The organism is Terriglobia bacterium (assembly GCA_020073085.1).
In the GTDB taxonomy this organism is placed as follows: domain Bacteria; phylum Acidobacteriota; class Terriglobia; order JAIQFV01; family JAIQFV01; genus JAIQFV01.
Window position 1 is genome coordinate 1 of sequence record JAIQFV010000060.1, and the last position, 6,117, is coordinate 6,117.

Sequence of the window (6,117 nt, forward strand, 5' to 3'; positions counted from 1 at the left end):
ACCGTGGCGCTCAGGTCGCTCTTCAGCGTGGCCCTATCCTCCCGGTGCTGGCCGACATGATACGCTGTTCATGGGATTTCCTTTGCCCAAAAGCGATAAACTTTCTTCCACAACTTTGAGATGTATATCAGATCCGGACGTAGGACAAATGGGCACTCCCGGAATAATGCATGTCCGACTTGAATACTTTGACAATGTCAAAACTCAGAGCGATGACCGCATCTTCCTCCTGGCGAAGCTGAATTTGTCCAAAATCCCGACCTGACCCCATTTAGTCTCGTTGGATCTTCATAAATTCGGGACAGTCCCGAATTGTGTTTTTACTTGTATTAAAACAGCATGATATAATTCTCGGCGCACAGCACAAAAAACTTGCATTCCCCCGTGACGGGAGACTCTACGGCGACGCCGAATGAGAATCTGGCTGAATCCCTTGATGAGCGTCGGGCGCTTCAGGAGGGCGGCAGGCGTTTGTTCGGGTTCGACGACCGGAGCCGTGTTCACCGTGCGCGGCCAGTTTCCAACGGCTTTCTCCATGGAGGCGAAGGGAGAAGCTTCGACACAGCACGAACGATACAACGGTAAGAGATGCCCACGTTCAAACCGCAGTCTTGACCCACGATGATTTTGATCCCGATTGCAACCCAGAAAGGCCGGCTCATCCAACACGAACCTGGGGTCTAAAATGGAGGTTTCGGCTAAGAGGAGGTGTCCGATGCGAAAGCTATACACAATCTGTTTGACCTTCGCGCTGCTCTGTACTGTCGTGTCGATCGTTCCGGGGCAGTTTAAGGCAAAGGAAATTGCAGGCGTCTACGACGGCAGGCTTCAGTGCTCGAGCGCTGACCACGAAACCAAATTCAAGCTCGCCCTGACGGCGACCGGCGATTACGTGCTGGCCGGCATGCTCACTTTCGATGCGCAGGATGCTTCTGGAACCCACGCCGTTACCTATAGCTTGACGGGCACCAACGCGGGAGCTTCGTTCAGGGTGCTTCCTGTTAAGTGGGAGACGCCCGAACCTCCCCGTCGCATGATCATGACCCGGAGCGCCTCTTACAATGTCAACACCTGGTTCGGGCTGAATGGCCTTTACGATGCTTCGGGCACGATCAGTGGAATCGAACTTGGCATCGTCATAAATCCGGCCTGCACATTTTCAGGTAAGCGAATCGGGGCCGCATCTGCCAGCATCGATCCCAGCATCGCGGCCCGCAATTTGCCACCGGGGAGAGCGGAGCAACTCGGGCAAAAGCCCCCGCCGCCAGTGACGTCCTACCTTTTCTGTACCGGAGTTGCCTCGCCCCAATCAACCATCTATTATTCCGGCACCATCGCAACGACTGAAAAAAACACCAATCCGGTGCATGTGGCGTTTTTTCAATTTCTCAAGCAACGATATTCTTATAGAGGGCCCGGGGAATACCCCGGTGACCTTCAGTGCACCGGTGTTCGCAGTGTGGAGGAGGCCCGATCCGTCGAGCAGCTCTATGTGAATAGAGACCGACAAAACAAGCGAAACGTCATCGAGACCGGCTGGACGTACAATGGCGCACCGGCTCCGGTTATTGCTCCAACCTCGGGTGCAACGCCGGCAAACGCCACCGCGATTACGGGCGTTTACAACGGAAGCTATCGTTGCGCTCGCGGCCCAGTCAATCTCAAGCTGACCCTTGCGGCTCCTGGCGACGGGTCGTTGACGGGCGAATTCATGTTTGATCTGCCCGCAAATTCCCGCGCGGGCACCGCCGGGTATCGCTTGAGCGGGACGTACGATGCGGCCACCGGGAATTTCCACCTGGATCCCGTCAACTGGGTGCCCCCCGCGCCCCCCGGTTACGTGATGGTGGGGATGGAGGGCGCCTTCAATTCCAGCGCCGGGCAGGTTTCCGGGAAGATTACTTACCCGACGTGCAGCACATTTGAAGCGACGCGAAATAAGGCACAGTCCGCCGCGCTCCCCCGCACTGTGCCTGTGACACCGGCTGCAGCAGCGGTCCGGCAACCCGTGTCGTCCGCATCCGCCGCGGGAAATCGCGCACCCGTGACACGCGCTGCTGAAGGCACGGTGACGCAGGGACAAAATACGTCAACAGGCGCTTCCGGCAATGGAAAACCCTACTTCTGCTTCGGGTATAACAATAATAAAAACCTCTATTTCAGCGATACGTTTGAAGTGCCGCCAAATACCCCGGCATATCCCGTGATCATGGACTTCGGCCGGTTCCTTACTGAAAGGTATGGCGTATCAACTAGGACGGGTTGGAATGGGGGGATAAATTGCTCGTGGGGTGACAAGGCCAAGTTAAGCGTGATGGCAGGGTACAAGATTGTCGAAACGGGATGGAAACCCAAAAGCCTCCCGGCACCGTACATAGGACCTTAATGGCCGCCGCGCAAGATAATGTGGTGGCTGCTGCGAATGCCCTCGGAGCATTCGGAAGGAAACCAAATCTATCCCCCTGAGGGGGTAGTCGCCATGGGTCAGCGAGTTATATTAAGGCTGAGAATTGCCGGGGTCAGGCACCAACATCATGATGCAGAATTGCTTATGGGGTCACATGTTTCGGACTCAGGAAAGACGATTCATAGCGACCACTCTTCGCGTACGGGAGAGGGTGAAGGACGCTCTCGTTCAACCGCAGAGCGCTATTTCTGGCGGGTGAGGCAAGAAATATGGAGATCACTATCATCTGGCACAAACCGATTCGACTAAGAAGCGGCGTAAAAGACAACTTGATTTATGCGTGTGACGAACTCGATCGAATTCCAGAGAAGCCTGGGATTTATGTCTTTGCACGGAAATTTGGCCAGTCTCAAATCCCGCTTTATGTGGGACAGGCAGCCAATTTGAGGAAGAGAATCGATCAACAGTTGAATAATGCTAAGTTGATGATGGCCATGAAGAATGCTGCTAAGGGGCGTCGACTCCTTCTAATTGCAGAACTGTCCCTGCAGCCGGGCCAGCAAGAGAAAAAAGTTCTGGATATCGTTGAGCGAACCTGCATTAAGTCTGCTTTGAGTTACGGTTATGAATTACTGAACAAACAAGGGATCAAGAGTCTAGTCCACACCGTGTCGTCCAAAGGGAAGAAGAAATCCCATAATCCATTTCTTCGAAAGATGAATATAGCAAGGTAGCGTTGAGGATGAATCAGGGAACTCACTCATTCTCTCGCGAGCAGCATTTGGAAGTAGAGGGCGAAGCGGGTGACCATCCCAATTTTTCGGTAGAGGAAATCTGATACAAAAACCATCCCCCGCCCATTTGGTGTGACAAACAATCGCACCTGGAGGGAAATTCCCAATGACTCTCCGATTGAGTGACCTTCAGATTCAACAATTAATCAATGAACGCAAGCCTTTGCCACAGGATTACCGTCAGCGAATACAGCCGAGACTCAAATCTGGTCACAAGGAACGGGAGTTGGATATAATGGGTGCTTCACATTCGGAGTTTCGCATTATCTTTCGTCAAAGCAATATCAATCCAATCGACTTCTCTATCATTCTTGCGTATTGCGTTCCAAGGACGAATCAAATTTTCAGGCTTCGCCGCTACAATGGAAAGAGCCACGAACACACGAACTCTCTTGAAGGAAACAGCTTTTACAATTTCCACATTCACTTGGCAACCGAACGATATCAGGATTCCGGGCTTCGGGAGGATTCTTATGCCGAGCCTTCGACGCGGTTTGCGGACTACTATGGAGCCATTCGTTGCCTTCTTGAGGATTGTGGTTTTGAACAACCGGCCGGCCTTCAGAGCGAATTGTTCGGGGAGGAGGTGTAAGCCGTGACCATTGATTCGATCGAACAAGATTTCAAAAAGAAGGTTTGCGATGGTCTCCGTCTGCAATCAGAGGGGCTGGAGCGATATCGAGTTTTTACGCCTTTCCTTTTCGAAGATGGCGACCACCTCTCCATCGTGCTGAAACGTCACAACGGACATTGGATGCTGACGGATGAGGGGCACACTTACATGCACCTCACATATGACATTGAGGAAAAGGACCTTCAACGCGGCACTCGTGAGAAAATCATTTCGAATGCTCTCACAGCGTTCAGCGTGGCCGATCGCGAGGGGGAACTTTCGTTGGAGATCCGAGAAGAGCAATATGGTGATGCTCTATACAACTTTGTGCAAGCCTTGCTCAAAATATCCGATGTTTCATACCTTTCCCGGGAGCGAGTCCGCTCGACATTTCTGGAAGACTTCCGAGCTTTCATGGAGGAGCGGGTTCCACAAAACCGGCGCACTTTTGACTGGAGTCATCCAGAGCACGATCCGGACGGCAAGTATACTGTTGATTGCCGTGTCAACGGGATGGTTCGTCCGCTTCACGTTTACGCGCTTCCCGGCGACGACAAGGTCCGGGATGCGACCATCGGCCTGTTGCAGTTTGAACGTTGGGGGCTGGTGTTTCGAGCTGTTGGGATTTTTGAGAATCAAGAAGAGGTTAATCGGAAGGTGCTCGCTCGTTTCAGCGATGTCTGTGAAAAGCAATTCTCCAGCTTAGCTGCGAATAAGGATCGAATTGCCCGATATTTGGAGGAAGCGCTTCGGGAAAGTTGAGACCGCAAGGTGATTACGCATTAAGAGATTGAGGTAGTCTTCAGAGACCGACGTCTGGGAACAAGCAGGGGCGGTCTCCATTTTCGACTTGTGCAAAAGCAAGGAGAGCCACCTATATCTAAGCCAGGGTGTCGTTCGAATGGCTATGAGGGATAACACATATGAAAGCCAATTCACAAGGCGACAGGGAGTCCAGATCTTCAATCATAAGGGAAATCAAGACACCCCTTGCTTTCTATTCGTTAGTTGTGTTGGTGGCCGAGGGTATTTTAGGCTTCTTGGCGTCGAAGGCAACCGGAGCAGATTTCACATTCCTCGTAGTTGGAATGATGGTTACACTCTTGGCATTGATTGGCGCTGTGGCGTTTCTTGCCCACAAGTCACCTGAGCGACCTGGCTCTGGTCCCAAGGAGCTTGAGCAGACTCCTATTAAACATGATGTTTTCATCTCCAGTCCGATGGCTGCATATGACGAAGATGAGAAATACAAGCGAAATCGCACAGATGTTCTGATGTTGGTCGAGGCTTTTCGAAAGGAGTGCAAGTTCAAGTCGGTTGTTTACGCAGGGACTGAAATTGCGTCGATGAAAGATTTTGAAGCTGCTGATATCTCAGCCGCGGACGACATTCAGGCACTAAGGGAGAGTAAGTGTTTTGTATTGCATTACTCAGAAAAAATCGTCTCTAGCGTTCTTTTTGAAGCAGGTGTGGCGCTCGCCCTGCAAAAGCCATCGCTGTATTTTGTCAAGGACCGCGATTATTTGCCCTTCCTAATGCGCCAGGCAGAACAGGCATTCCACCACGTGAAAATCTATGAATTCAGCACAACCAACGATATTCTGACGCTTATCAAGAACCATCGGGAGAAGCTCTTCTCCTTTCCCGCGAACTCCCCGCGTTAACAGGCTGGCAATCGAGGCAGGGTTGTCCATCAATGAATATTTAGCGATGGCAAGATTTTAGGGTCAAATCTAAATTTTCAATTTTGATTGTTGCTTATCGCGAAAATTGAACATTTAGACCTGACTTAAATGGCGCTTAGATAATCCGGCTATTCCCCCCTTTTCCGCTTTGTGACCGAATGCTTTTGACAATCGAAAAGGTACCCACCTCCCAGGGGTTTTAATAAAAGGAATACCATGAATCCTGTGGGGCCGGGGGCCCCCACGGAATTCATCTCCTTATTCGGCCCGGCAGGGCCGGAAGTGGCAGCCACTTCGCGACTTACAGACTTTCTCGACTTCTGTTTCTTGCTCAGACTCTCTGCAAAGCGGCGACTTTCCCAGTTAAACTCATGGATGGTGCTGTGATGGGTCAGCCGGTCCAGCAAAGCGGCGGTCAGCGCGGCATCCCCAAAGACGCTGGTCCACTGGGCAAAGGCCAGGTTCGAGGTCACCATGACGGGGTCACACATCTCAAAGTTGTGTCAAGAGGCAAGACTCCACCCAGTGCCCAGCCGAGTATTGCTGTGTGTTCCGCCCGGTCGCCAGTGAGTCGATTGTCTTCGAACGCCACTCCGTTGTTTCCCCATCGAGACGGGC

8 protein-coding genes are annotated in these 6,117 nt (G+C 52.0%); 5 read left to right on the forward strand and 3 right to left on the reverse strand.

Going from position 1 to position 6,117, the window contains the following annotated elements; translation table 11 throughout:
- Positions 1–127: 127 nt before the first annotated feature.
- On the reverse strand, positions 128–271 hold the full coding sequence (locus LAO21_23085; GenBank protein ID MBZ5555601.1) for a hypothetical protein: 144 nt from the start codon (positions 269–271) through the stop codon (positions 128–130).
- A 444-nt stretch (positions 272–715) separates the two neighbouring features.
- On the opposite strand from LAO21_23085, the gene LAO21_23090 reads away from it, so the two are divergent.
- A complete protein-coding gene (locus tag LAO21_23090; protein ID MBZ5555602.1) occupies positions 716–2,386 on the forward strand; it encodes a hypothetical protein in 1,671 nt (556 codons plus the stop codon).
- Positions 2,387–2,676: 290 nt separating this feature from the next.
- Positions 2,677–3,141, forward strand: coding sequence for a GIY-YIG nuclease family protein (locus LAO21_23095; GenBank protein MBZ5555603.1), 465 nt, complete (start codon positions 2,677–2,679; stop codon positions 3,139–3,141).
- A 304-nt stretch (positions 3,142–3,445) separates the two neighbouring features.
- Here LAO21_23095 and LAO21_23100 read toward each other — a convergent pair whose 3' ends face one another.
- Positions 3,446–3,628 (reverse strand): hypothetical protein, encoded by a 183-nt coding sequence (locus LAO21_23100; GenBank protein ID MBZ5555604.1) that lies wholly within the window; start codon positions 3,626–3,628, stop codon positions 3,446–3,448.
- Here LAO21_23100 and LAO21_23105 point away from each other — a divergent pair, their 5' ends adjacent.
- From LAO21_23105 to LAO21_23115, 3 genes are all read left to right on the forward strand, one after another.
- Positions 3,629–3,793 carry a hypothetical protein gene (locus tag LAO21_23105; GenBank protein ID MBZ5555605.1) on the forward strand — a complete coding sequence of 55 codons (165 nt, stop codon included), beginning with the start codon at positions 3,629–3,631 and terminating at the stop codon, positions 3,791–3,793. It abuts the gene before it with no gap.
- 3 nt (positions 3,794–3,796) lie between these two features.
- A complete protein-coding gene (locus tag LAO21_23110) occupies positions 3,797–4,576 on the forward strand; it encodes a DUF1828 domain-containing protein (protein ID MBZ5555606.1) in 780 nt (259 codons plus the stop codon).
- 161 nt (positions 4,577–4,737) lie between these two features.
- Entirely contained in the window at positions 4,738–5,478 is a 741-nt protein-coding gene (locus LAO21_23115) for a hypothetical protein (protein ID MBZ5555607.1), read from the forward strand.
- Positions 5,479–5,627: 149 nt separating this feature from the next.
- Here LAO21_23115 and LAO21_23120 read toward each other — a convergent pair whose 3' ends face one another.
- Complete coding sequence (locus LAO21_23120; protein ID MBZ5555608.1) at positions 5,628–5,990, reverse strand: ATP-binding protein; 363 nt, start codon at positions 5,988–5,990, stop codon at positions 5,628–5,630.
- Positions 5,991–6,117: the final 127 nt, after the last annotated feature.

Excerpts from the sequence above, each read along its gene's own strand:
- LAO21_23095 (MBZ5555603.1), top strand. The coding sequence starts at position 2,677 with ATGGAGATCACTATCATCTGGCACAAACCGATTCGACTAAGAAGCGGC.
- LAO21_23115 (MBZ5555607.1), top strand. The coding sequence starts at position 4,738 with ATGAAAGCCAATTCACAAGGCGACAGGGAGTCCAGATCTTCAATCATA.
- LAO21_23120 (MBZ5555608.1), bottom strand. The coding sequence starts at position 5,990 with ATGTGTGACCCCGTCATGGTGACCTCGAACCTGGCCTTTGCCCAGTGG.
- LAO21_23085 (MBZ5555601.1), bottom strand. The coding sequence starts at position 271 with ATGGGGTCAGGTCGGGATTTTGGACAAATTCAGCTTCGCCAGGAGGAA.
- LAO21_23090 (MBZ5555602.1), top strand. The coding sequence starts at position 716 with ATGCGAAAGCTATACACAATCTGTTTGACCTTCGCGCTGCTCTGTACT.